A 23,719-nucleotide genomic window follows, 5' to 3' on the forward strand; every position below is an offset into this window, starting at 1 on the left:
ATCAAATTGGGGATCGAACTCAAAGAACATACTGTGGGTCGATTTCTGCCGCTAACCCAATTATACAGAAAAATTGAACTCCCACCGGTTTTATTTACGGTGGCAACGGCGCCGATATGTGTAATTGGGGAGCTGTCTGCGGAGCAGACTGAGGGGTTGTTCTACCGGTAAAAATCGACTGTTGACTCCAATAAATGGGATGGAGCAGCTCATACGGTTCCAATCATTTCATTTCGTAAGTTCCCACGGATATGATACTATAGGAATAGAAATATTCTCTATTCTCAGAAGAAGGCAGCCATGAAAAAGAAGGTATATCCTCATTGGAGTTCTCATCTGGCTAGCGGGAGCGGGATTCTGAGATTTCCGGGGAAGCAGTTTATTTCTCCATAATGATTGATGACTCGATGCAGGGGAAAAGATGGTTATTGCAAGATCCTTTATTTTAAAACAATTTAAAGAGTACATACGCCGCTTTGACGGAGAGGACCCTCGGGTTGCCTTGAAGTCCCTTCATTCGGGGAAGGTGGCTTCGAATGCGGAAACCATTGCGAAGGGGCTGGGACTTTCGGATGCAGATACGGACCTTGCCTGGGCGCTGGGGATGCTCCATGATATCGGGCGGTTCGAGCAGATTGCGCGGTACCATACCTTTTCCGACGGGAAGTCCATGAATCATGCGGCCTTCGGGGCGAAATATCTGTTTCAGGAGGGCCATATCCGGGATTTCATAAAGGATGCAGCAGAAGATACCCTCATGGAGAAAGCTATCGCCCTCCACAGCGTGTATGAACTGCCATCTGGACTCACCAAAAGAGAGCTTCTCTTCTGCCGGCTTCTCCGGGATGCGGATAAGACAGACATCTTCCGTGTCTATGCCGCTTACTCGGGCCATCCGGAAATCATCTGGAACGTGGCACGGGAAAAATTTGAAAAGTCAAAATTGACGGATGAAGTCTACGAGATGGCTCTCACAAAGAAATCCATTCCCACGTCCATCAAAAAAGAACCCCTCGATTTCTACGTGGGAGGACTGGCCATGTACTTTGACGTGAATTTCGAAGTCACCAGGGAACTCATCTGGAAGCAGGGGTATCTTGCCGAATTTATGAATTTCCACAGCTCCGATGAAGAAACGGAAAAACGACTGTCGGAAGTGAAAAAACTGATAGTTTGAGATGGAAACAGCTTTCCTGCGGGGGCTGTTTTTATTTTGCCCTGCAGCGGGAGAGCCATTTCCTCATTGCGGTACGCAGGGAAACTTTTGAGTCAACCGGCATTCTTACGATAGATAGCCCCCTTCACCCGCTTCGCGGGAGCTTCCCCCGTTGGGGGACGCGGGACGAAATTGCCAGGAAAGTTTACTGTCGAAAGTGCAGCTCCCCTTCAGCCTCACTGCTTTCGGCAGCAGGCTGCTTGCATGGTTTCAGCTTTCAATACTTGCGGCGCTTTCAGATTTTTATGCGCCGCACCTTCCCGATCACCCCGATCACCCCGATCGCCCCGATCACCCCGAAACAAAAGCTTTTATTTCGACCGTTTCCTTCATTTATAAAGCTCCTGCCACAAGTTATACATTTTCTCTTTACAATCTAATAGAAATATTTTGTGTGTTCATTACAAAAGAGCGATATATGTAATTGTTGTGTAAATATTTATGAAATAGTAAAATGAGATAAGTAAGCACTTTGTAAAGTGCGCACAATTTTATATTGGGAGCCCGGGGCCGGGCGGGGAGAGTCCGGCGAGGGGATCAAGGAGGAAAAACGATGAAAAAGAAACTTCTGCTTGCTGCTGCTGCCATTCTTTCTGCCGGTATTCTTCTGGGAGGCTGCGGAGGCGGCTCCAAGAGCGCTGCGAAATCCGGCGCTGCATGGAAACCGGAAAAGGATGTCAAAGTTATCGTAGCTTATAAAGCAGGTTCCGGTACCGATACGGGTGCCCGCCTTCTGACGAACAGCGCCAAGAAATACGTGGGCCAGACCCTGGTCATCGAAAATAAACCGGGCGCTGACGGCAAGATTGGCTGGACCGAACTGGCCAAATCAAAACCGGACGGATATACCATCGGTTTCATCAATCTGCCGACCTATACCACTCTGGAACTCCAGAAAGGCAGCAATCTGGATGACAAATCCATCGTTCCGATCTGCAACCATGTAACGGAAACCGGCGTTGTAGTCGTAAAGAAAGATGCGAAATGGAATACGCTGAAAGAACTGGTGGAAGATGCCAAAGCGCATCCGGGCCAGCTGAAAGCTTCCACCAACGGCAGCCAGGCTTCCAACCATACCGCTGCCCAGCTTCTCGCCAAGTCTGCAGGCTTCGAATACAATGCAGTTTCTTATGGCGGAACGGCTGACCAGCTCCTGGCTCTCCGTCAGGGCGAAGTGGATTTCTCCTGTGCTAAAGCAGGGGACGTGGCAAAACTGATCAATGGAGACAATGCGGAACTGAAGGTCCTCGGCGTATTCGATACGAAGAGAGATCCGTCCCTGAAAGACGTACCGACTCTGGGCGAACTGGGTTACTATGATAAATGGTACGGTTCCGCCCGTGCCCTCGTAGCTCCGAAGGGTACTCCGGAAAACGTCATTAAATTCTATGATGAAGCTTTCAGGAAGACCATGGAAGATCCGGAAGTCAAGGCAGCTCATGAAAAAGCAGGCATGTCCATCGACTATAAGAATGCAGCCGATCTGGGCAAACTGATCGAAAGCCAGAGAGATTTCTGCAAGAACATCGTAAGCAAACTCTATTAATCCCATCCTGAGGAATATATCGGTATTGAGGCCGCCCCCATCGGCGGCCTCTTGCCGATAGTAATGATCCCTGAAAATGATTTTTATTTCCAAAAGGAGATGCGCATGAAAAAATCAGACATTTTTATCTGCGGATTCATGTACCTCTTCAGTTTCTTCTTCCTCTATCTTACGGAAGAATATCCTGAACCGGTCCGTCACTATCCGCACTTCGTCATAGGGCTCCTGCTTGTGCTGACTACGGTCCATGCAGGAAATATGTTCCTGGCCTACAGGAAAGATCACAAGGTGGACAATGACTTTTCGAAAATTTTTGACGGTTTCGAGAAGAAACAGTTCTGGTACACCTTTGCGGCTTTCATCGGATTTTTCATCCTCATGTATCTGGTGGGATTCTATATCGCTGCCCTGGTATACCTGCTGGCTACCCTCTGCTATTTCAAAATCCGTCCCCTTTACATCGGGATGGTCCTCGTGGGGATGGCAGCCATCGTGTACGGTACATTTGATATTTTCCTGAAAGTGCCCCTTCCCATGGGCATCATTCTGGAAGAATTCTTATAAGGAAGGAGGAAAACTATGGACGCACAAACTCTGGGACTTATGGCGGCCGGATTTGGTCATGCTTTCGATCCCATGAATCTCATTATGCTGATTATCGGCGTTACCATCGGCGTAGTTGTCGGCTGTATGCCGGGACTTTCCGCGGCTATGGGCGTAGCCTTACTTCTTCCTCTGACTTTCGGTATGAAACCGGAAACGGGCCTCATCATGCTGGGGGGAATTTACTGCGGCGCTATTTTCGGCGGTTCTATTTCCGCCATCCTCATTCATACTCCCGGTACTCCTGCCTCGGCGGCGACGGCTCTTGACGGCTATGAACTGACCAAACAGGGGAAAGCCGGCAAAGCGCTGGGGACCGCCTGCTTTGCCTCCTTCTGCGGCGGCCTTCTCTCCTGTATTTCCCTCTATTTCTTCGCTCCCATGCTGGCCCAGCTGGCCATGAAATTCGGAAGTCCGGAATACTTCTGGCTCGCCCTCTTCGGCCTGACCATTATTGCCGGCGTCACGACCGGTTCTATGGTAAAAGGTCTGATGAGCGGCGCATTTGGCCTCATCCTTTCCACCATCGGTATGGACCCCATGGAAGGGGTAGAACGGTACATGTTTGGTATCGATGAACTGTACAATGGCATCAACGTGACCTGCTCCCTCATCGGACTTTTCTCCATGTCCCAGGTCTTCATCCTGACTGAAAAAGCCATCAGGGAAAGAGGAAGCGTCATTAAATTCAAAGATTCCGTCCTCCTCAAGGCAGAAGAAATCAGACAGATCGGACCCACCATCATCCGTTCCTGGATTATCGGAAATATCATCGGCATCCTTCCCGGTGCCGGCGCCTCCATTGCCTGCTTCCTGGGCTATGATACGGCCAGGAAATTCTCCAAACATCCGGAAACCTTCGGCCATGGAAATATCGAAGGCGTGGCCGGTTCCGAAGCGGCAAACAATGCCGTGACCGGGGGCTCCCTCATTCCGACCCTGACTCTTGGAATTCCGGGCGAATCTGTAACCGCAGTCCTCATGGGCGGGCTGATCATCCAGGGCCTCCAGCCGGGACCGGAACTTTTCACCCGTTATGCTCCCATGACCTATACTTTCTTTGCAGGATTCGTACTGACCCAGTTCTTCATGCTTCTCATCGGTCTGGGCGGCTGCCGTATTTTCGCACATCTGGCCAAACTTTCCGATGCGATCCTGATTCCCTGCATTTTCGTACTCTGCGTCGTAGGCTCTTTTGCCATCAATAACAGTTTTACCGATGTAGTGATTATGTTTGTATTCGGTGTGATGGGTTACCTCATGAGAAAAATGGGACTCAATACGGCTGCTGTCGTTTTGGCCCTGATCCTTGGACCTCTGGGCGAAAGAGGCCTCAGAAGAAGCCTCCAGCTCTCCGGCGGAGATCCCTCCGTACTTTTCTCCACCCCCATCTGCTGGATCCTTATCGCTCTCTGCCTCCTCTCCGCCTTCTCTCCGCTTCTTATGAAATTCTTCAAGAAAGGGAAGGAAATGGCTGCGGGAAAATAGCCGTTAGTGTTTTGGAAATACGAAAAGGAACCGGTTGTTTAAACAATCGGTTCTTTTGTATTGAGAAAATCGGATTTCGGACTTCGGATAGCGGATTTCGGGAAGGTGGCGCCCTTCGGGCGCAAGTATTGATTGGGAATCATAAAGTGGAAGGAATTGGGGATTAGGGGAGGTGCGGCGCAACAGAAGAAAGCGCCGCAGATTATATATTTAAATGACCAACCGGTCCTCTGGCCCGCGATGGATAAACTGCAGAATCCATAGCACACGGAATCTGACAAACCACTCATGGATGAGCGTCCCCTGCGGGAGAAGGGGGCCAATCGATTCGAAGAATCGATTTTTTAATGAAATATCTCTATTCTGCCGGTTCAGGGCAAAATAAAAGTCCCTGCCCATGCAGAGACAAAATACATATTCTGATTTTATGAAATTTCTGATATACTATTTTACAAGTCCTTGACGTGAGTTGGGCTCATCTCCCGAAGGGGGTGATCCCATGCGTGTTTATGAAGCCATATCGCTTATGATTGCTTTCGGTACGCTGATTGTGATGATTCTGAAGTAACCGATACCACTCAAACGGCACTTTTACTATAGAAAGCGAAAAACCTGACGTAAACACATTGAAGTATCCACCAAATACTTCATCCACGTCAGGCTTTTCGACTTACCAAGTAGATGAGCCTGACGCTTCCACACGTCAAGGACTCTCTCTATGTACATTATAACACAGGAAATCAAAAAATCCTCACCGAAAGTGAGGATTTCATTTTTATGGAGCGGATGAAGGGAGCCCGCCCTGTCAGACTCATAAGCCGTGAAATATAATGACAACGTATTGACAGTGAATGCATATTAGCTTAAAATGTGATCATGGAGGTAATTACCATGGCAGATACAACAAATTTAAATATCCGAATCGACAGGCAGGTCAAAGAACAGGCCGATTACCTTCTTAATGAATTCGGCCTGAATATGACTACTGCAATCAACATGTTTCTCAGAACGGTTATCCGGGAACAGCGGATTCCTTTTGAACTGAAGATGGATGTGCCGAATGCAAAAACCATAGAGGCTATTGAGGAAGGAAGAAAAATAGCACGAGATCCCAATGCAAAGGGTTATCATTCTATGGATGAATTAAAGGCAGCACTTGACTTATGAAATACGAAATCAGATTTACCAGTCAGTTTAAGAAAGACTTGAAAGTGGCTAAAAAACAGCATCGGGATCTGGCGAAACTGATGAAAGTCATCCAAATCCTTGCCGATGGAGAGACGCTGCCTGCCATTTATCGTGATCATACTCTGTCAGGCCGTTTCAAAGGAACCCGGGAATGTCACATTGAACCGGACTGGTTGCTGGTCTATGAGTATGTAGACGACATCCTGGTGCTTGTTTTATATCGGGTGGGAAGTCATTCAGAAGTTTTTTAGTCAATCTGTTATCAGCTGAATCATGCAAAAAAATCCTCACTCCAAAGTGAGGATTTCATTTTTATGGAGCGGATGAAGGGAGTCGAACCCTCCTGTCAAGCTTGGGAAGCTTGCGTTCTACCGATGAACTACACCCGCATGTTTAATTATAATATCATATATCTGGTAAATTTTCCAGTAATTCTTTTAATCGAAAAGGGTGGACTGTACAAATGCTGCATGTTGTAAAGCAGCTTTGTTTATAAAGTTCTCAGTTATCAGTTCGCAGTTATCAAGGTTCCATGGGAATGTGTAAATATTGGATCCTATTCCTGCCCCGAGGATGTTGGACACTGATAACTGATAACTCTATTTCCAATGTTTACTAAAAAGTTTTATAATATGGTATACAATGAATGTTCGAAAGGAGGCGGGAGTATGAAGGACTGGAAGCGGGTGATTTACCTGGTGTGCCTGATTCAGGTGGGCGCGGGGATTGCACTCATGGGGGTCATGTCATTCCTGCCTCTTTTCCTTTCGGAGCTGGGACTTTCGGATCCAGGGGAGTCGGCTTTCTGGGCGGGGCTCATTACGGGGGTCACTCCTTTTATGATTGCCCTTTCCGCGCCTTTCTGGTCTATCCAGGCGGACCGGCGGGGACCGAAAACCATGATGACCGTAGTGCTTTCGGCTGTTTCTTTCTGCATCCTGGCATCCGCTTTTACGCAGGCCCCCTGGCAGCTTCTCATTCTCCGTACTGTACAGGGGCTGGTCGGGGGATTTGTGCCTATCGGTCTTTCCATCGTGGTTTCCGTCACTCCGGAAGAAAAAACGTCCTGGTCCATGGGCTATTTCCAGGCAGCCATGGTGGTGGGAATCATGGTAGGACCTTTGATCGGCGGGGCTATTGCCGATACCATCGGATACCGCATGCCATTTTTCTTCTTTGGCTCCCTCTCCCTTTTATGCCTGCTGGCAGTCCGCCTTTTCATGCCGGGAATTCACCGCAAAGGGGCTTCGAAGGAGAAGGGTTCCACCTGGGGCCAGATTGTCTATTTCATGAAAATTCCCCGGGTCCGGATTATGACTTTCATGCAGTTTCTCTGCAATTTCGGGATCACCGGCATCGGTCCGATCCTGCCGCTTTATATCAAACAGATGATGGGAAGCGATTCCGAAGCCGTAGCGACTACTGTGGGATTTATCATTTTTATTTCCGGCGGCTGTTCGGCTTTGATGTCCCTCAATGTGGGCCGCCTCACCCAGCGTTTCCGTCCCCATAAAATCCTCGTGGCCGCCACGATTTTTGTGGGTTTTGATTTCATCATGCAGTATTTCATGACTTCCGTCACCGGCCTTGGCTGCTGGCGGGCCATTACGGGTCTCGGTATGGGTCCCATCGGTCCCTGTACGAATACGATTCTGGCCGCATCCGTACCTCCTGAAAAAAGGTCCATCGTTTTCGGCGTGGTTTCTTCCGTTTTCCTTATGGGAAATGTGGCGGGCCCGGTCTGCTCGGGAGCTCTTGCCCGCTGGTTCGGCTATCCCACCGTTTTTTGGACCACCGCCATTGCTTTCTTCCTGGCTGCGGGATTTATCATCTATAACTTCCGGGGCGACTCGCAGGGGAAGAAATTATGAAATAAGGGATCAGAAGAGATAGAATACGGGATCACCGGAAATAAAAGCCGTGGGAAACAGGTCTCACGGCTTTTTTATATTGTCCCGCTTTGAGATTAGAATTCCTCAGTCAGCTTTCCGGGGGCCCAATCGATGCAAAGCTGCGAAGACAGCCGGGCCATCAAGGTTTTGAAGAAAATGGTTTCAAATATAAAAAAGAGCCGCTTCACAAATTTTCGCGGAGCACCTTCACTGATAACTGATCACTGCGAACTGATCACTTTTAACTCCGGCTGCCCAGTCTATATGCATTCCAGCCTGTCTTCATCCCGAAAAAGAGCAAAAAAATACCCCAAAAGACAGCGAGGTACACTTCTCCCGCTGTTTTTGGGGTATCATTTCACTATTTTTTACTGTTTCACTTGTTTTCATGGCGCCATGAAGTTTCAGAACGCTGTCTTTCTCCCCTTCCGCTTTCTCTGAGATTGGCCGTGGCGGAAGCCTGCGGGCGAATTTCTTTGTTCTGTACATATAGTAGCAAAAATCGCGATTTGTATCATTAGAATTTTATTAAATCTGATTTTTCCAGATACAAAAGAGCCGATGGTATGTCCAACCGGCTCCTGTTTCTGAAATCTGACGCCTGACAGCTCATTATTTCAAATACTTGTCAAAGAAAGAGGTGATGATATCCAGCACTTCTTTCTGGTTCCAGTAAATCCCGCCATGAGCGGCCCCTTCCACGAGGTACCGTTTGGAGGGAATCTGCCTTTCCCGGAGGGCCTGAAAAAGGAGATCCGTCTGGCTCGGGGAGACGACTACATCTTTTGTTCCGTGCATGAGAAGCATGGGGGCGGAGGTTTTGGAAATATAGGAAATGGGATTTGCGGCAAGGGCAGCTTCCCTGTCAGCGAGGATTCCGCCATCTTTTCCGCCAAAGACCGGAGAACCGTTCACCCAGAGGGCTTCGGTGGCGCCGGCAGATTTGTGTTTTTCCTGCACTTCTTCGCTGTAATCATCGCCGATCCGGGTGAGGTCGGAAAGGCCGTACAAATCGACAGCCGCTTTCACATCACTGGTGAAATCCAGATTTTCCCCTTTATCAAAAGTTTTTGTCCCGCTGGTGACTCCTGCCATGGCAGTCAGGTAACCACCCGCACTTCCGCCTACAATTCCTACTCTTTCCGGATCGATGCCAAACTGGTCCGCATGGGCTTTGAGGAAACGGATCGACGCTTTCACATCTTCCAGAGGCTGGGGAAATTTTGCCGTCGGAGCGACTCTGTATTGAATGGAAGCGACTACATAGCCTGCTTCGGCCAGATGCATACGGAGCTGGATGCCATTATCTTTATTCGCATTGATAAATCCGCCGCCCGTTACGAAAACGATGGCCGGAAGTTTTTCCTTCGCTTTCGGCTGGAGGATATCCATCTTCATGGCGACCGAAGGATACCCCCGCATGGGGACCTGTTCATAAACTACATTGGAAATCTGATTGATGAGGGGAGTCTTCACATCCACTTTCAGCAATTCACTCTGTGCTTTATTTACCATTTTTGCGGTAGAAGAATCCACATGGACCGGCATATCTGCTGCCATCACACTGCCTCCGATAGAAATCAGCCCCGCCAGAAGGGAAGCCATCATCATTTTTTTCATTTCGTTTCCACCTTTCTGTAAAACAGAATACAGGATTTACTGTCTATATCATAGTATTAAAGTATGGAAGTTCTGCAATGGAAATACAAGGAGAAATATCAGACATCCAATTCTTTCCACACGTCTTGAGCGTCCCATTTTCGCTCCTCTGCTGACTGCTTTTGGGCGCAGAGGACCCGATTCTTATTGATTTCCATGGAATCTTCGATTTGATCGAGCACTGCGTTACGGATAAAGGAAGAAAGCTTCAAATGATGGGATGCAGCATAATCCTCAATCATTTTGTTTTCCTCATCGCTGACCTCAAAAGAAATCGATTTCATTTTTTCTCCTCCTTGCAATCAATGCTTCTAAAATGAGTATAGCAGAATCTGTGGAAAATCCAAATGGTGTGCCCCGGCATGACTGGCTTTTCTTGACGCCTGACTTTTATCCCACTATACTGAAATTATATTAAAGAAAGCAGGTACATTTTATGGATATCAGATACTACGATATAGGTCTCAATCTGTTCACCCGTTCCTTCCCAAAGCCGGAGAAGATCATTTCCGACGCGGAAGCGGCAGGAATCAAGTGCATCCTGACGGGTTCGGAATATGAGGAAAATGAACTGGTCAATGATTTCGTGAAGACCCACGATTTGTATGGCACGGCGGGGATTCATCCCCATGCATCGGATGATGCAAAGGAAAGCGATATTGACCGGATCCGGGAAATCATTCTTGGAAATCCACGCATCGTGGCGGTAGGGGAGACGGGCCTTGACTATGACCACATGTATGCGAAGAAGGAAAACCAGCTCCATTATTTCAAAAAGCTAATCGACCTGGCAGAAGAGCTGAAAAAGCCCATGTTTCTCCACGAAAGAGATGCGGCGGAAGATTTCATCAATTGCTTCAAAGGCCATGAAGCGCTCTGCCCCCTTTCCGTGGTGCACTGCTATACGGGAAATAAAAAGACCCTGGAAAAGCTGCTGGATATGGGTTTCTACATTGGAATCACCGGCTGGATTTGTGACGAACGGCGCTCCGATGACCTTCGGGATGCCGTTTCCATCCTGCCTTTGGACCGGGTCATGGTAGAAACCGATGCCCCTTACCTCACGCCCCGGGGTTTCCATCTCCCGAGGACCAATGTACCTCAGAATATTACCTATGTGGTAAAAACCCTGGCAGGCTATATGGGTGTGGATGAAGAAGAACTAAGGCTCCATGCCCTTGCGAATACGGAAAAGGTATTTGGGTTAAAGAGAAGCCGATAATCCATTCATGCATATTGACTTTATGAGAATCGTGGTCCGTGGGCCGTGTTCCGTGAATCGTGAATGCGGGCGCCCTGAAATTGTATGGGCGCCCTTTTATAATGGAATTTTTCATTTTGAACGCTTTGAAATCAGGCACTCCGGAGGTAAAGGCTGACTGTTTATCGCGTCGAAAACTATATTAAAAGGGCCGCCCCACGAATTTGGCGGCCACCTTCACGAATCACGAATCACGAAGAACGAATCACGAATCACGATCAGAACTAAAGATGCACTTCATATCCCCCGTACCAGATGACTATGTTATAATGAATAAAAGCTTTTATTTCCACAGAAAATGAGGCCATTATGACGAAGAAAAATATCCCTGTCAAACTGAATGAAACTTACGAAGTGCCCATCCGGGACCTGGGAATTCATGGGGAAGGAATCGGTTCAGTGAACGATTTTACCGTATTTGTGCCGGGAGCCCTTCCCGGAGAAACCGTGAAAGCCACGGTGCAGACGGCGAAAAAATCCTATGCCCAGGGACGCCTGATTTCCATAGAAAAACCATCGCCATGCCGCACAGAGCCCACCTGCCCGGCTTACAAGTCCTGCGGGGGCTGCCAGATTTCCCATCTCACCTATGAAGGCCAGCTTTCCGTTAAAGAACGGAGAGTGCGGGACGTGATGAAACGGATCGGGGGCTATGAAGAGGATATCGTCCTTCCCATCCTTGGGGCTTCCCATCCCTGGAATTATAGAAATAAAATGGCGGTCCCCGTTTCCCAGGTGACAAGCGGACCGGTAGCAGGCTATTACCGGCAGGGAAGCCATCAGATTGTGCCCATCGACGGATGCCTTATCCAGGAAGAAGAAAATAACCGGCTCCTCCGTTTTGCAGAAGGTTTCATGGTTCGTCACCATCTTCAGGGGTACAATGAAAAATCAGGAAAAGGCTCCATCCGTCACATTATGGGCCGTGTAGGAAATAACGGAGAAGTGATGGCAGTCATTATTACGGCTGCTCCGAAATTGCCTTTTTCTGCCCTCTGGGTCAAGGAAATGCATGAACTTCTTCCCGAAGTGGTTTCCATATATCACAATGTGCAGAGCAAAAAAGGAAATACCATCCTGGGAACGGAAATCCATCACCTCTGGGGCAAGGAAAAACTGACCGCTTCCCTCATGGGTCTTTCCTTTGAAGTCTCTCCCTTCTCCTTCTTCCAGGTCCATAAAGAACAGGCCGAAGTGCTCTATCAGAAAGCTCTTGATTTTGCAGACCTTTCAGGAAATGAAACGGTCATCGACGCCTACTGCGGGACCGGTACTATTTCTCTCTGCCTTGCCAAAAAAGCAAAACGGGTGATTGGCATAGAAATTGTTCCTCCTGCCATCGAAGATGCAAAGAAAAATGCAGTCTTCAATGGAATCAGTAACGTCGAATTTTATGCGGCCGATGCAGGAAAGCTCATGCCTGAATTATACGAAAAAGGCGAAAGGCCGGACGTGATCGTCATGGACCCCGTCCGTGCAGGCTGCAGTGAATCCGTCCTGAAAGCAGCTGCAGCCATGGAGCCGAAACGGATCGTTTACGTCTCCTGCAATCCCGCTACTTTTGCCCGGGATGCGAAACTCCTCCGGGACCTGGGCTATGAAGTGAAAAAAGTCCAGCCTGTGGATATGTTTCCACAGACTATGCATGTGGAGACCGTAGCATTGATGTCAAGGAAAGACACATAAGAGGCTCAAAAGCCCTTGGTTTCAGGCACTTTTCGGGTTTCGGCAGCTCCGGGATGGCCCAGTGGATCATCGCTTCGCGGTAACTTATCCAAGGGTGACTTGAAAGGCGACTCAGGTCAAAGGTGTGAATGTTGAGCTGCCGGATTAGATGTCACAGAGTTGAGCTGCCGGATTGGATATCGGCAACAAATCGGGATTTGTCGGAAAGGATGCGAAATATGAACATTGTTGTTATTACAGGTAGTCCGCATAGGAAAGGAACGTCCTGTCTGCTTGCTGAGATGTTTATCAAGGGCGCAGAGGAAGCTGGGCACGATGTTTATCGTTTTGACGCTGCTTTCAAAAAAGTCCATCCCTGCATAGGCTGCGGACGATGCAACGGAAATGCGGGAATCCATTGCAGCTTCACAGATGACATGGACGAACTGTATCAGAAAATTTTGCAGGCCGACTTGATTGCGCTGGTCTCACCGGTCTATTACTGGACGCTTTCACCTCAGATTCTGGCGGCTGTATCACGCTTTGAATATCTGGTGAACAGACTGAACGGAAAGCGGCTCGTCCTTCTCACTGCCCAGTATAATCCCAATGACACCTGGACGCTTGAGCCTCTTAAACTGTGGTATCGCAACATCCTGAAATCTGTCGGATTTATTGGCGCAGGAGAGCTTCACGCAGTCGGGGTGGAAACGAGAGAAGAACTTGAACAGACGGATTATCCGGAGCAGGCATATATACTTGGGCGGAACTTGTAAGGTGGACTATGAAACAGTTTTCTGAACACATATGGTATAGGGATGAAGATTCTCGTACCGACTTACCATATTGCTATTACATGAATGGGGATAGATTTTCGCTGGCAGTAGATGCCGGAAACTCACCGGAAAGTCATAAGAAATTTCTGATGGAATTGGAAGAGGCAGGTCTCAGGAAACCGGATTTACTCGTGCTGACGCATTGGCATTATGACCATTCATTCGGTCTGCCGGGGGTGGAGTGTCCTGTCATCGCCTCGAAGAAGACACAGGAAAATCTGATAAGGATCAGCAGGTGGAAATGGACAGAAGAAGCTATGCTGGAGCGGTTGAACAGCGGCGAAAGCCTCCGGTTCGCTTATGAAAAGCTGCACATTATCTATCCTGATATAACGAAGATTAAAACGGGGCTGGCAGATATCCTTTTTGACTCGGAGATGGAACTGAACCTGGGCGGTGTTACCGCCCATTTGATCCATGTGGATACTCCCCATACGAGAGATGCAGTGTTGATTTATGTCCCGGAAGATAAAGTCCTGATTGGCGGAGATGCCCACGATGTAGATTATTACGATAATCGTGGGAAATTTGATGCTGATCGGTTGAAACAGTTTGTGGATTTTCTTCAGCCATTGCCATTTGAACATTATCTAAAGGGTCATGACGGTGCGTCTGTAGAAAAGGGAGAATTATTGTCGGCATTAGAAAACGGTAAAACGCTGCCGGGGAGTCTTATGATGTGAATTCCAGTTTGACGAGATGAGAAGGAGGTGACGCCCTTTGTACGCACAGGTGGTACGAAAACCATATAAACAAGCGCATTTGAACAGATTCAAAGGGCGTGCATTTTCCTATGACCCCTGTGTTTGTATCAAATCCCTCAAATTAGGGGACGAGACCTGCGGAAGCGGTGGATTGCTCCCTGCGCCAGAATAGAAAAAGCGAACATTGAATGTACGGTTTTGGAGAAAAACTATGGAAATAATCACATACCAGGAAAAATACAAGCAGCAGATCATTGATCTGATTTTGCACATACAGAACGACGAAGCGAAGATCAATCTTTCTCTTGAGGAGCAGCCTGACTTGCTGGATATTCCGAACTGTTATGAAAAGGACGGCGGAGAGTTCTGGCTGGCCGTTGAGGATGATACGGTCATTGGCACCCTGGCGCTGATGAATAAAGGAAACGGTAATGCGGTTCTTAAAAAGGGCTTTGTCAGAGCGGACTATAGAAAGCAAGGTATTCTCGGAAAGCTCTATGCGACGCTTCAAGAGTTCGCAAAGGAACATGACTTGACAACCTTTGTATTCGACACACCTTCTGTTGCCACAAACTGTCATAACTTTTTCGAGAAGCGCGGCTATCGAAGAATTACAAAGGATGAGCTTCCCTTCCGGTATGAATATCCGGACAGGAATTCGTACCTGTACATGATGTAGATAAAGCGCTGAGACGATGGGAAATCGCAACTTTTCGGACATGTTCCCTCAGAGCGAAGTCTTGAGACGATTAGGAAATCTGTGTGCCTGCATTATATAGCAGGAACAAGCACATCGACCTGTTTCCGGGAACGAGCGATACCGAAAAATAGTCGAAAAACATGGAAAACACAGTCAAAAAACGCGGCTTGACATCTATCTGGAGCAATCGAGCCATGTAGAGACTGTGTCATTACTCGAGAAGACGGTATGAGTCATTTGGGGTAATCGTGATTCGTGATTCGTGGTCCGTGGTCCGTGAAGGTGGGCGCCTTAGATTTATGATGGCGCCTCTTTTTATATGGGAATGCATCCCCGGCATCTTTTGAATCAGGACCGGAATGCCGGGAAGGGGTGGGAAATTTCAGAACCACACCTTCTCATTCCTCAAAACAGTTTTGATAAAAAATGCAGATACCGCATTTATATCTCGAAATTTTGATTAGAAACTCTTGTGCTGTATAGGATGAAATCATGGGATAGCTTGAATGAGATTTTTCACTGCATAAGTTTCAGGGGTCATGATTTTTGTTGTATAATAAAAATTAAAGAAATCAAGGATTCAAAGGAGGGATTTCCAATGATGTATCCCTATGTGACTTTTCCAGATGATACGGAAGTGACTTTCTCAAATGTACAGGCCGATGGAAGCGTGAAGGTATACATAGAAACCCCCATTCAGGGAGGTTTCAAGAATGGGACCTGCATCCTCCCCGGATACAGCTGGGTGAGTGTGGAAGGATATTCGGATCGTGAAATCCAGAGATGGGATCGTTTTTTACGGAATAACGCCCACCTGATTCTCACCCTGGCGGCAGAGGGAGGATTTGAAAATGCCTCAGCTGTTTAGATTTGGCGAATACATCATCTACTACTGGTCCAATGAAGGAAGGCCCATTGAATCGGTCCATGTGCATATTGCTTATGGCATACCCTCTAAAAATGGTACCAAAGTATGGATTACAAGATCAGGAAAAGCTTTGCTTGCCAATAACAATTCCCATATTCCGGAACGAAAGCTCAATATCCTTTTGCGGTTTATTGAGGCTAACAGCGAGGAAATTATAGCATCCTGGCGCGAACATTTCGAAACTGCGGATTTTTATTGCTGATCCGGGCAGTATCTCAATGGGATAAGAACTATAGCCTTAGAGCCGATTGTGCGAACAATCAGCTTTTTTGCAGGAAATATCTGCGCTTTCTGTGGAAAGACTACAGAGAAAGAAAATGGTAAAATACCTATTGCAGATTCTGAAACGGGGAACGAATTGTTCAGCTTTTCACAACATAGGGAGATTGAAATTCCACAGATGGTCAGGGATGAAGAAAAATGGCCCCAATGGATTACCGGTTACAGGTATTTTGAAAAGGCAGCGCTCATCATAACTGTACTTCTCTTCGGCCTGACCTTGCTATGGGGTGGTGATGCAGGGTACGGTTATCATGATGAGACCGGGTATTTCCTCCGCGACCATGGCATAATCACGCAGACCACGCCTCTGAGGTGGTATATAAGCTATGCGCTCAGCAAAATGTTTCTATACATGGTTTCCATAGGTATTGCATGGGGCATTTCGGTGTATCTTTCCGGCTATCGGCCGCCGGGCTTATGGGAGAGGCTCTGTCATAGTGCCCTTTTGAAAAAATATGGAACTTCTATTGTAATCTTTTCAATTCAGCGAAGTGATGAGCATTGATGGAAAATAAGTGATAAGCGAAAAGTAAGTGAAGGCGCCCTGAAATCATGAGGTGCCCTTTTTATATGGAAAACTTTCCTTTCCCGTCTATTGATCTTATCCCGGATTAGATAAAATGATAAAATAAATAAAAAATGATGAGATGAATTCACCGGGGGCGAAAGGAAAATGAAAAATTTTGAAGGCATTGCCAATACTGTTTTTGTTCCCCTTCTGGCGAGGATCCATATTTCCAGAAAGTTTCCGGATCTTTTCTATGACCGGAAGGCGCTGGAACTTGAGAAATACCTGCCCCGCCATGCGGAGAAGGGTTCTTTCGAATATACGGATCTCGCCTCGGCAGCCCGTTATATCATTATGGATGAGATGGTCTCCAATTTTATAAAAAGGAATTCGCCCTGCCATGTGATTTCCCTGGGCGCCGGTCTGGATAGCGCTTATTTCCGGCTGACGGAAAGACTGGGAGGCGTCAGGGCTCTTTTTTATGAGGTGGATCTGCCGGAGGTCATAGATACCCGCCGGAAAGTATATGGAGAAAACCCGGGAGAAAAACTCATCAGCGGAGATATGTTTGCGCTGGACTGGGCAGGAGAAATCGAAGACCGGACGCGCCCCACGGTCCTTATCGTTTCAGGGGTCTTCCAGTATTTCCGGGAGGAAGATATTTTGAAGCTGATCGCCGGCCTCACGGAAATATTTCCCGGTCAGGAGCTTATTTTTGACGCCACCAGCACAAAAGGGCTGAAATTTACAAACTGGTTTATAAAGAGAACAGGAAATAAAAATGCCCTCATGACCTTTGGCATAGATGACAGCCGCCAGTTTGCGGAAAAAGCAGGGGTGACGCTTCTGGAGGAAAGGCTCTTTTTCCCGGAGGTCAGAAAAAAACTGGGGAAGAGGGCCAGTCTCATCAGCCGGCTCTGTATGGAAAATTCGGACAGGGGAAAGAAAGCCATCGTCCTCCGGCTCCGGCTGGCACATTAAAAAGTCCATTTTGGGGACTTGACGGAAAAGTGCGGATTCCGCAATTCAATTTCCTCTTTTCTTGCGTGCCCGGAAGAAGGATGGTACAATGAACTTGACGGAAAAATGCAGAATCCGCATTTTTAATTCGCAAGCAGAGGGAACAAACATGGAATTTGACAGGAAACAATATTTGGACAAGCTGATTTCCAAAATGAATAATGGCAGAGTCAAGATCATCACGGGTATCCGCCGCTCGGGGAAATCGTACCTGCTTTTTGAGCTGTTCGTCAGATATCTCCACGAACAGGGCGTTTCAGATGGACAGATTATTTCATTGGCTCTTGATGAACTGCCCAATGCAAAATACAGAAATCCCATGGAGCTGGACCGGTATGTACGGGAGAAAATCAAAGATAAAGCAAAACGCTATTATATCCTGATTGATGAAATCCAGTTTGTTTCTGAAATCCCCAATCCTTATCTTCCGGATGCATCGGACAAGATCACTTTTATCGACGTGCTTCTGGGTCTCATGAAGATTCCCAATGTCGATGTCTATGTGACGGGCAGCAATTCGAAGATGCTTTCTTCCGATGTATTGACCCAGTTTCGTGATCGGGGCGATGAAATCCGGGTGTATCCTCTTTCCTTTGCAGAATTTTATGAAAGCTATAAAGGCGATTCGCGGAATGCCTGGCCCGATTACTATACCTATGGCGGTATGCCCGCGGCCGTATCACTGGAGACCCATGAAGAAAAGAGCCGGTATCTGAAGAATCTCTTTGAGAGGACCTATCTCAAAGATGTGGTGGAAAGGTACCGTATCCAGAATGAGACTCCTGTATTGGATGATCTTCTGAATATCGTTGCATCGGCCATCGGCTCCCTGACGAACCCGACGAAACTGTCCAATACTTTTCTCAGTGAAAAGCAGATCCGTATCAATGCGGCTACCATTGAGCGGTATCTGGGTTATTTCCAGGATGCATTCCTTCTGTATAAATCCAGCCGCTATGACGTGAAAGGGAAGAAATATCTTCGTACGCCCATGAAATACTATTTCACCGACGTGGGCCTCAGAAATGCCAGACTGGGTTTCCGGCAGCAGGAAGAAAATCACATCATGGAAAATGTGCTGTACTGCGATCTGATTCGCCGGGGATATGATGTGGACGTGGGAATGGTGGAGCAGAATATCAAAACAGAAGAAGGAAAGAAAATCAGGAAACAGCTGGAAGTGGACTTCGTGGTAAACCGTGGAAATGAACGTTTCTATATCCAGTCTGCCCTGACTGTGGCGGACCCGGAAAAAAGGCAGCAGGAAATCGCCTCCCTCCTTCGCATTCCTGACTCCTTTGCGAAAATCGTGGTGGTCCGGGACTATATCAAACCCTGGCGGGATGAAAACGGCATATTGTATGTGGGGATAGAACAATTTCTGCTGGATGAAGGGCTCCTTCGCTGAGCAGGGTATCTTCAGGAATCATATAATGGAAAAGTAGTAAGCACAGGGCACCTTCAAATTTTCAGGGTGTCCTTTATCCTGTGGAAAATCAGAAACCCCTGTCCAAAAATGGCGAGAATAGAGGGCGGAAATAGGGTATGCCTGACTTATAAGAAAGAAAAGGGGTGAAGCTGATGAATCTCGATGAGCGGCCCTCCTCAAAATGGGAGGCGGATTCAAGGATACCTTCTTTGTCCCGAAAAAGAGCACTGCGCCGTGAGTAACAGATAAAAATTCAGAAATCCCTCTGTAGAACCTTTTCAATGGTACGGAGGGATTTTTTATCTTATCATTCACAGGGCAAATGATAAGATAAATGATAAGATAAAATCAAAAAGAGGCAGTTAAAGGGGTAACTTTTGACAAAATTGAAAAAGTTACCCCTTTAACTTGATGTTTTTCCCATAATTTCATATACTGGAAAGAAAGTGAGGTGGATAGGATGAAGGTCTATAAAAGAGAAAATTACCTGAAGCGAATTCGCGGATTCTATCATGATACGGAAATCATCAAAGTCATTACAGGGATCCGGCGCTGCGGGAAATCCTGCCTCATGCAGAGTATAGCCGATGAGCTGATAGAAGCAGGAATTCCCTCTGAAAACGTGATTTATCTGAATCTGGACAAGAGAGAATATCAGAAAATCACTGCTGCCGATGATCTGGATGCTCTCATTGAACAGAAAACCGCACTTCTCCCGGGTGTGAAATACCTTTTTATTGATGAGATTCAGAATGTAAAGGATTTCGAACTGGTCATCAATGGATACCGCGAAGAAGGGGATATTTCCATATTCATCACCGGTTCCAATTCCTACCTTCTAAGCGGTGAACTGGCCACGAAACTGACAGGACGGTATCTGGAATTCGAGCTTTATACACTGAGTTTTGAAGAGTACCTGGGGATGAAGCAATTTCTTGGAAAGCCGCTCCAACCGGATCTGACCGGTGAATTTGACCTTTACCTGGCAGAAGGCGGATTTCCAAAGGCTCTGCAGTACGAAGGTATGGACAAACAGACCTATGTACAGGGGGTCATTCAGGAAATATTTGAGAAAGACATCCGGAAACGGGTCAAAATCCGTAAGGTTTCTGTCTTTGACACAGTGCAAAGGTTTATTATCAATCATTTTGGCTCCACCATGAGTCTCACAAACATGCTGGACGATTTACGCAGGAATGGATGCGAAATCAAAAGAGAAACATTAAACCGGTATATCACCATTCTGGAAGATGCCAAAATCATATATCCCTGCCGTCGATTCGATCTGAAATCAAGGAAATCCATTGCCGGCGAGCAGAAATATTACGTCGCCGACCTGGGACTGTACTATGCCCTGAATACGGATGCCCGAGTCAATTACGGCCCTGCCATGGAAAACGTAGTATTTATCTATGCGAAATCAAAGGGTTACAAAGTCAGTGTAGGCAGGATTGGTAAACTGGAATGTGATTTCATACTGAATATGGCAAACCGTGACTATGCCTATGTACAGGTGGCTATGACCATCATGAGCAGCCGGGAGACGGAAGACCGGGAATACAGGCCCTTTGAAAAAATACGGGACAATTATCCAAAGTACCTCATGACCCGGAATGACCTCATTCAGCGCCGCGATGGAATCAGACACGTGAATGCGCCGTCTTTCATGAAGGATAACCGGCTTTTTATATAAAAATAGCAGTTAAGGGGGTAACTTTTGACAAAATTACAAAAGTTACCCCTTTAACTATGGAATTGTTTTTCCCAATCTAATTGCTTTTCTCCCAAAAATCATATAAAATTGTGAGAAAGAGAAGACCGTTTGGGAGAAAGGGGATAAATTATGAGGGAATTTGATTATCGACTGTTGAAAAATCGTACATGGGATAATGAAATTCTGTCTTATGTGGCCCAAATCCATGAACACAAAGGCAGGCAGGAGCTTTTCCTGCGTCAGAAACCGGTAGAACTCCAGCGTCTCATTGAAATCGCAAAAATCCAAAGTACGGAAAGCTCCAACCGTATCGAAGGCATTATTACCACCCATCCGCGACTGAAGCAGCTGATGGATGACCGGACTACCCCCAGGAACAGGGCTGAAAAAGAAATTCTGGGCTATCGGAATGTTCTTTCCCTGATTCATCAAAATTACAGGGACATTCCACTGACGCCCAACTATATCCTGCAGCTTCATGGGGAATTATTGAAATTAACCACGCTTACCTATGGAGGCAGATTTAAGACCGTTCCCAACGAAATTGATATGATTATGGGTGATGGGAAAAAAGTGACTCTGTTCCGCCCCCTGGAGCCTTATGAAACACCGGGGGCTGTAGAGCGCCTTTGCGATAGTTTCAGGCAGGCAGAAGGAGAAGAACTGATTGATTTACTGATCTTGATTCCCTGTTTTATCCTTGACTTTCTCTGTATTCATCCCTTCAATGACGGAAATGGACGGATGAGCCGCCTCCTGACTCTGCTTCTGCTTTACCGGAGCGGATACATGGTGGGGCAGTACATCAGTATAGAAAAGGCAATTGCAGATACAAAAGAGGATTATTATGATGCTCTGGCCCGTTCGGATCAGGGCTGGCATGAGGGGCGCAATGATCCGAAGCCCTTTATCCGGTATATGTTGGCCATTATTCTTTCCTGCTATAGAGACTTTGAAAAAAGACTTCAGATTACGGAACAGGCAGGGGTGCGCAGTACATCCTATGACATTGTGAAAAAGTGCGCAGAAAATAAAATCGGGACTTTTACGAAACGGGAAATACTGATCGAGTGCCCCAGCCTGGGCAGCTCTTCTGTAGAAGCTGCATTGAAAAAACTTGTTTCTGAAGGATACCTTGAGAGGCTGGGGAGCGGAAGAAAAACCCATTACGTCCGTAATGACTGAATATCAAAAAGACCTTCATCCTTTCAGGAGAAGGGCTTTTTGATGCGGCTGGTTTTGCTGCACCTGGTATGCATCGATTTTAAAGAAAAGACGGATTTATCATTGATATTTTTCGATTTACTTATTTCCTATTTTCTAGTACAATAAAAATAAAGGAAATCAATCCGCCATTACTCTCTGACAGCTGAAGGCTAATTGCTAACGGCTAACAGCTAACAGCTAACAACTAACGGCTAACAACTAACGGCTAACAACTAACGGCTAACAACTATATACTTTCTATTATTATATAAGGAGAGATCACATGACCAATTTCGACGTGATCATCATCGGAACGGGAGCAGGAAATATTATTGCGGATGCTGCCATTGCCAATGGAAAATCGGTAGCCATCATCGAAAAAGGAGCTTTCGGGGGAACCTGTCTGAACCGGGGCTGCATTCCTACGAAAGTCATGGTCACCGCTGCAAACCGGGTCCGGGAAATCTGGGAAAGTGCACGGATCGGAGTGAAAGCGGGGGAACCCTCCATCGACTGGGACGTCCTTTCCAAACGGCTCTGGCATAAAATCGGTGAAAATAAGGGGATCAAAGAATACTATGCCCAATTCCCGAATGTCACCATTTATGAAGGCACCGCTTCCTTTGCTTCCCCGAAGGTCATCCATATTTCCATGAATGACGGCGGAAGCGAAATGATCAAAGGGGAGAAAATCTTTATCGCCGTCGGTGCGCGGACGAATATCCCGAAAATCGAAGGTCTGAAAGAGGCCGGTTACATCACTTCCGAATCCTTCTTTGGAAATAAATTCCCGAAGAAACCCTATAAAAGTCTCATCATCGTCGGCGGGGGACCGATTGGCTGCGAATTTGCCCATGCCCTCGATGCGGCAGGGACGAAAGTCACCATCATCCAGCACAATGTAAGGCTTCTCCCGAAAGAAGACGAAGACATTTCCGCCTTCCTCCTGAAACGGTTCTTATCCTATGGCATCGATGTCAAACTGAATAAAAATACGATTTCCGTCCACAAAGAAGGAAATGAAAAAGTCCTTCTCATCAAAGACCGGGCCACCGGGAAAGAAGAATCGGTGAAAGCCGAAGAAATCCTTATTTCCCCGGGCATCGTCCCCGTTTCCGATCTGCTCCATCTGGAAAATACCTCCGTCAAAACGGACAGAAGGGGTTACATCCTCACCAATGAATTTCTGGAAACAAGCCAGGAAGGCATCTGGGCCATCGGGGATATCAATGGACAGGCGCCCTTCCGCCACAAGGCAAATAACGAAGCAGAAATCGTGGCCCACAATCTTTTCGTTGAAAAAGACCCGCAGAAATGGCGCTGGATGCGCTATGACTGTATTCCCGCCGTCACCTATACTTATCCCGAAGCAGCCCATGTGGGCCTTACCGAATCGGATGCCGGGAAAAAAGGGTATGAAGTGGAAGTGGCATTCAACCATTACTCCGCCTCCGCCAAAGGCTATGCCCTGGGTTTCGAACCGGGAGACGAAGATGACGGATTCATCAAACTGATCCTCGATAAGAAAACAGAAAAAATCCTTGGCGCCTACATCATCGGTCCCGAAGCATCCATCCTGATCCAGCCCTTCGTAAAATCCATGACCGACGGAATTTCGGAAATTGTCCCGGTCCATGAAGAAATAGGAAGCGAAACCGTGCAGTCCCTCCGCGCCCTTCCCCTGAAACGGATCCTGGACAGCAGGACACTCCAGTCCTTCGATGAAACCATGACACCCCATCCATCCCTTTCCGAATTCACCATGTGGACGAGGTATTACTATAAGCCGGAAAGACTTTTGAAAAAATAAAATAACGAGAATACTGGAATGTAAAGTTATCAGTTCACAGTTCTCAGTGTAAGTGCGGCGCAAA

At 47.1% G+C, this 23,719-nt stretch carries 23 protein-coding genes and 1 tRNA gene; 21 read left to right on the forward strand and 3 right to left on the reverse strand.

Annotated elements, in window-relative coordinates; all coding sequences use genetic code 11:
• The first annotated feature begins 421 nt into the window (after nucleotides 1-421).
• The 7 genes from VZT47_RS04390 (at nucleotide 422) to VZT47_RS04415 (ending at nucleotide 6,292) form a co-directional block, all read left to right on the forward strand.
• Nucleotides 422-1,177: an HD domain-containing protein gene (locus VZT47_RS04390; protein ID WP_330223759.1), complete on the forward strand. Its 756-nt coding sequence runs from the start codon at nucleotides 422-424 to the stop codon at nucleotides 1,175-1,177.
• A 592-nt stretch (nucleotides 1,178-1,769) separates the two neighbouring features.
• Nucleotides 1,770-2,762: a tripartite tricarboxylate transporter substrate binding protein gene (locus VZT47_RS04395; protein WP_330223760.1), complete on the forward strand. Its 993-nt coding sequence runs from the start codon at nucleotides 1,770-1,772 to the stop codon at nucleotides 2,760-2,762.
• A gap of 105 nt (nucleotides 2,763-2,867) precedes the next feature.
• Entirely contained in the window at nucleotides 2,868-3,326 is a 459-nt protein-coding gene (locus tag VZT47_RS04400; RefSeq protein WP_330223761.1) for a tripartite tricarboxylate transporter TctB family protein, read from the forward strand.
• Nucleotides 3,327-3,341: 15 nt separating this feature from the next.
• Nucleotides 3,342-4,853 (forward strand): tripartite tricarboxylate transporter permease, encoded by a 1,512-nt coding sequence (locus tag VZT47_RS04405; protein WP_330223762.1) that lies wholly within the window; start codon nucleotides 3,342-3,344, stop codon nucleotides 4,851-4,853.
• Between the two features lie 499 nt (nucleotides 4,854-5,352).
• Nucleotides 5,353-5,421 (forward strand): putative holin-like toxin, encoded by a 69-nt coding sequence (locus tag VZT47_RS10715; RefSeq protein ID WP_442877417.1) that lies wholly within the window; start codon nucleotides 5,353-5,355, stop codon nucleotides 5,419-5,421.
• A gap of 323 nt (nucleotides 5,422-5,744) precedes the next feature.
• A complete protein-coding gene (locus VZT47_RS04410) occupies nucleotides 5,745-6,020 on the forward strand; it encodes a type II toxin-antitoxin system RelB/DinJ family antitoxin (RefSeq protein ID WP_330223763.1) in 276 nt (91 codons plus the stop codon).
• The gene (locus VZT47_RS04415) at nucleotides 6,017-6,292 is read left to right on the forward strand and encodes a type II toxin-antitoxin system YafQ family toxin (RefSeq protein ID WP_330223764.1); all 276 of its coding nucleotides are present in this window, start codon (nucleotides 6,017-6,019) and stop codon (nucleotides 6,290-6,292) included. The genes VZT47_RS04410 and VZT47_RS04415 overlap by 4 nt, the downstream gene beginning before the upstream one ends.
• A gap of 64 nt (nucleotides 6,293-6,356) precedes the next feature.
• On the opposite strand, the gene VZT47_RS04420 is transcribed toward VZT47_RS04415, so the two are convergent.
• A tRNA-Gly gene (locus tag VZT47_RS04420) sits at nucleotides 6,357-6,430 on the reverse strand.
• 279 nt (nucleotides 6,431-6,709) lie between these two features.
• On the opposite strand from VZT47_RS04420, the gene VZT47_RS04425 reads away from it, so the two are divergent.
• Complete coding sequence (locus VZT47_RS04425; protein WP_330223765.1) at nucleotides 6,710-7,912, forward strand: MFS transporter; 1,203 nt, start codon at nucleotides 6,710-6,712, stop codon at nucleotides 7,910-7,912.
• Between the two features lie 633 nt (nucleotides 7,913-8,545).
• Here VZT47_RS04425 and VZT47_RS04430 read toward each other — a convergent pair.
• Nucleotides 8,546-9,553 carry an alpha/beta hydrolase gene (locus VZT47_RS04430; protein WP_330223766.1) on the reverse strand — a complete coding sequence of 336 codons (1,008 nt, stop codon included), beginning with the start codon at nucleotides 9,551-9,553 and terminating at the stop codon, nucleotides 8,546-8,548.
• 98 nt (nucleotides 9,554-9,651) lie between these two features.
• Nucleotides 9,652-9,876: a DUF6290 family protein gene (locus VZT47_RS04435; RefSeq protein ID WP_330223767.1), complete on the reverse strand. Its 225-nt coding sequence runs from the start codon at nucleotides 9,874-9,876 to the stop codon at nucleotides 9,652-9,654.
• 152 nt (nucleotides 9,877-10,028) lie between these two features.
• On the opposite strand from VZT47_RS04435, the gene VZT47_RS04440 reads away from it, so the two are divergent.
• The 13 genes from VZT47_RS04440 (at nucleotide 10,029) to VZT47_RS04500 (ending at nucleotide 23,655) form a co-directional block, all read left to right on the forward strand.
• On the forward strand, nucleotides 10,029-10,814 hold the full coding sequence (locus tag VZT47_RS04440) for a TatD family hydrolase (RefSeq protein ID WP_330223768.1): 786 nt from the start codon (nucleotides 10,029-10,031) through the stop codon (nucleotides 10,812-10,814).
• 348 nt (nucleotides 10,815-11,162) lie between these two features.
• Nucleotides 11,163-12,539: a 23S rRNA (uracil(1939)-C(5))-methyltransferase RlmD gene (rlmD, locus tag VZT47_RS04445; protein WP_330223769.1), complete on the forward strand. Its 1,377-nt coding sequence runs from the start codon at nucleotides 11,163-11,165 to the stop codon at nucleotides 12,537-12,539.
• A 218-nt stretch (nucleotides 12,540-12,757) separates the two neighbouring features.
• Complete coding sequence (locus tag VZT47_RS04450) at nucleotides 12,758-13,294, forward strand: flavodoxin family protein (protein ID WP_330223770.1); 537 nt, start codon at nucleotides 12,758-12,760, stop codon at nucleotides 13,292-13,294.
• An 8-nt stretch (nucleotides 13,295-13,302) separates the two neighbouring features.
• Nucleotides 13,303-14,037: an MBL fold metallo-hydrolase gene (locus VZT47_RS04455; RefSeq protein WP_330223771.1), complete on the forward strand. Its 735-nt coding sequence runs from the start codon at nucleotides 13,303-13,305 to the stop codon at nucleotides 14,035-14,037.
• 232 nt (nucleotides 14,038-14,269) lie between these two features.
• Nucleotides 14,270-14,737 (forward strand): GNAT family N-acetyltransferase, encoded by a 468-nt coding sequence (locus tag VZT47_RS04460; RefSeq protein ID WP_330223772.1) that lies wholly within the window; start codon nucleotides 14,270-14,272, stop codon nucleotides 14,735-14,737.
• A 619-nt stretch (nucleotides 14,738-15,356) separates the two neighbouring features.
• Nucleotides 15,357-15,626 (forward strand): hypothetical protein, encoded by a 270-nt coding sequence (locus VZT47_RS04465; RefSeq protein WP_330223773.1) that lies wholly within the window; start codon nucleotides 15,357-15,359, stop codon nucleotides 15,624-15,626.
• Nucleotides 15,610-15,888: a DUF4160 domain-containing protein gene (locus VZT47_RS04470; RefSeq protein WP_330223774.1), complete on the forward strand. Its 279-nt coding sequence runs from the start codon at nucleotides 15,610-15,612 to the stop codon at nucleotides 15,886-15,888. The genes VZT47_RS04465 and VZT47_RS04470 overlap by 17 nt, the downstream gene beginning before the upstream one ends.
• A gap of 48 nt (nucleotides 15,889-15,936) precedes the next feature.
• Entirely contained in the window at nucleotides 15,937-16,473 is a 537-nt protein-coding gene (locus VZT47_RS04475; RefSeq protein WP_330223775.1) for a hypothetical protein, read from the forward strand.
• Between the two features lie 168 nt (nucleotides 16,474-16,641).
• The gene (locus tag VZT47_RS04480; protein ID WP_330223776.1) at nucleotides 16,642-17,457 is read left to right on the forward strand and encodes a class I SAM-dependent methyltransferase; all 816 of its coding nucleotides are present in this window, start codon (nucleotides 16,642-16,644) and stop codon (nucleotides 17,455-17,457) included.
• A 148-nt stretch (nucleotides 17,458-17,605) separates the two neighbouring features.
• A complete protein-coding gene (locus VZT47_RS04485) occupies nucleotides 17,606-18,904 on the forward strand; it encodes an ATP-binding protein (protein WP_330223777.1) in 1,299 nt (432 codons plus the stop codon).
• 481 nt (nucleotides 18,905-19,385) lie between these two features.
• Complete coding sequence (locus tag VZT47_RS04490; RefSeq protein ID WP_330223778.1) at nucleotides 19,386-20,618, forward strand: ATP-binding protein; 1,233 nt, start codon at nucleotides 19,386-19,388, stop codon at nucleotides 20,616-20,618.
• 150 nt (nucleotides 20,619-20,768) lie between these two features.
• Complete coding sequence (locus tag VZT47_RS04495) at nucleotides 20,769-21,824, forward strand: Fic family protein (RefSeq protein WP_330223779.1); 1,056 nt, start codon at nucleotides 20,769-20,771, stop codon at nucleotides 21,822-21,824.
• A gap of 304 nt (nucleotides 21,825-22,128) precedes the next feature.
• Nucleotides 22,129-23,655, forward strand: coding sequence for a dihydrolipoyl dehydrogenase family protein (locus VZT47_RS04500; RefSeq protein ID WP_330223780.1), 1,527 nt, complete (start codon nucleotides 22,129-22,131; stop codon nucleotides 23,653-23,655).
• Nucleotides 23,656-23,719: the final 64 nt, after the last annotated feature.

Origin of the sequence: Dialister sp., from assembly GCF_036343215.1 — a bacterium.
Taxonomy (GTDB): Bacteria; Bacillota; Negativicutes; order Veillonellales; family Dialisteraceae; genus Dialister.